This window comes from Dankookia rubra, from assembly GCF_004355005.1.
GTDB classification, from domain to species: domain Bacteria; phylum Pseudomonadota; class Alphaproteobacteria; order Acetobacterales; family Acetobacteraceae; genus Paracraurococcus; species Paracraurococcus ruber_A.
Genome location: NZ_SMSJ01000241.1, coordinates 1 through 2,002 on the forward strand (window position 1 = coordinate 1; position 2,002 = coordinate 2,002).

Genomic DNA, 2,002 nt, shown 5'->3' on the forward strand with positions numbered 1-2,002 from the left:
CCGGAGTTCGTGCCGGTCCGCGTTGCCGTCGCCGATCGTCAGGACGAGGTGCTGCCCGAACCGGAGCCTGCGCCGCTACCATCATCCCGGAAAGTTGCGGCGATCGAGATCGAGCTGCCCGACGGCATCCGGGTGCGGGTCGGGGATGAGGTCGGCCTTGTCGCCCTGCGACGGGTGCTGGCGGCGCTGCGCGGGTGATCCCGGGACCGCCGCCGGGCGTGCGGGTCTGGCTGGCCGCGGGTCCGACCGACATGCGGCGCGGCTTCGACGGGCTGGCGCGACAGGTGCAGGAGGCGTTGGGGCAGGATCCGTTCAGCGGGCAGCTGTTCGTGTTCCGCGGCCGCCGCGGCGACCTGGTCAAGGCGCTGTGGTGGGATGGCCAGGGTCTGGTGCTCTACGCCAAGCGGCTGGAGCGCGGCCACTTCGTCTGGCCACAGGCCAAGGATGGCGTGGTGTCGCTGACGCCCGCGCAGCTCTCGATGCTGCTGGAGGGCATCGACTGGCGCATGCCCGCGCGTACCTGGCGGCCGGAGATGGCGGGGTAGCGTCGGCTCGCAGGGGATTCATTCGGCCCGACGCGGCGTCAGCGGCGATCCTGCCGTCGTGGTCATCGATCTCGCCGCCCTGCCCGACGACGCTGACGCACTGCGCGCCATCGTGCTGGCGCAGGCCGCGGCGCTGGCCGACCAGCGCGCGCTGATCGAGCGGCTCCGGCTGCAGCTGGCCCGGCTGCGGCGCCTGCAGTTCGGCCGCTCGTCGGAGCGGTTGGCGGCCGAGGCCGACCAGTTGGAACTGGCGCTCGAGGAACTGGAGACGGAGGCGCCCACCCCGGCACCCGCCGAGGATCCTACGGATCCCGCGGCCAGGCCGGAGCGCCGCAAGCCTGCCCGCCGCCCGCTGCCGGAGCACCTGCCGCGCGAGGTGGTGCAGCACGGCGCCAAGGCCCATGCCTGCGCGGCCTGCGGCGGCGGGCTCCGCCGCCTCGGCGAGGACGTGACCGAGGTCCTGGACTATCTGCCAGGCCGGTTCCGTGTGCTCCGCCATGTGCGGCCCAAGTTCTCCTGCCGCGGCTGCGAGGCGGTGACCCAGGCCCCGGCGCCGAGCCTGCCGATCCACCGCGGCCGCGCCACGGCGGGGCTGCTCGCCCACGTGCTGGTGGCCAAGTACGCCGACCACTTGCCGCTCTATCGGCAGAGCGAGATCTATGCCCGGGTCGGTGTCGAGCTGCAGCGATCGACCCTGGCCGACTGGGTCGGCCAGTCGGCGGCGCTGCTGCGGCCGCTGCTGGATGCCTTGGCCCGGCATGTCCTGGCGGGCGCCGTGCTGCATGCCGACGACACGCCGGTGCCGGTCCTCGCCCCTGGCCTCGGCAGGACCAGCACGGGCAGGCTCTGGGCCTATCTGCGCGACGAGCGGTCGCATGCCAGCACCACCCCGCCTGCCGTGCTCTACCGCTACAGCCCTGACCGCCGGGCCGAACATCCCAAGGCGCACCTCGCCGGGTTCCGCGGCGTGCTGCAGGCCGACGGCTACAGCGGGTTCGATGGTCTGTACGATGGCGGCCAGGTGCAGGAGGCGGCCTGCTGGGCGCATGCCCGACGCTACTTCTTCGAGTTGCACGCCACCGGCCAAGCACCGCTGGCGACCGAGGCGGTGCGCCGCATCGCCCTGCTCTACGCCATTGAGCAGGACATCCGCGGCCAGCCGCCCGACGAGCGGGCCCGGCAGCGCCAGGCCAGGGCCGGGCCGATCCTCGAGAGCCTGCGCGCCTGGCTCGACGCGACCCTTGCCCGGATCTCCGGGCGCGGCGATCTGGCCGTGGCCATCCGCTATGCCCTCAGCCGATGGGAGGCGCTGACGCGCTATGTCGCGGACGGCAGGCTGGAGATCGACAACAACCCGGTCGAGCGGGCAATCCGGTCGCTGGCCCTTGGCCGGAAGAACTGGCTGTTCGCCGGATCCGACACCGGCGGCCAGCGTGCCGCGGCGATCGCCTCGCTCA

Annotated in this window: 3 protein-coding genes; all 3 read left to right on the forward strand. The window is 73.3% G+C overall.

Annotated elements, in window-relative coordinates; all coding sequences use genetic code 11:
* On the forward strand, positions 1 to 198 hold a 198-nt coding region (locus E2C06_RS38320), incomplete at its 5' end, for a hypothetical protein (protein WP_165982915.1).
* On the forward strand, positions 195 to 545 hold the full coding sequence (gene tnpB, locus E2C06_RS36275) for an IS66 family insertion sequence element accessory protein TnpB (RefSeq protein ID WP_133292072.1): 351 nt from the start codon (positions 195 to 197) through the stop codon (positions 543 to 545). The genes E2C06_RS38320 and tnpB, both read left to right, overlap by 4 nt.
* A 58-nt stretch (positions 546 to 603) precedes the next feature.
* The coding region (tnpC, locus tag E2C06_RS36280; RefSeq protein ID WP_133293359.1) for an IS66 family transposase at positions 604 to 2,002 on the forward strand (1,399 nt) is incomplete at its 3' end.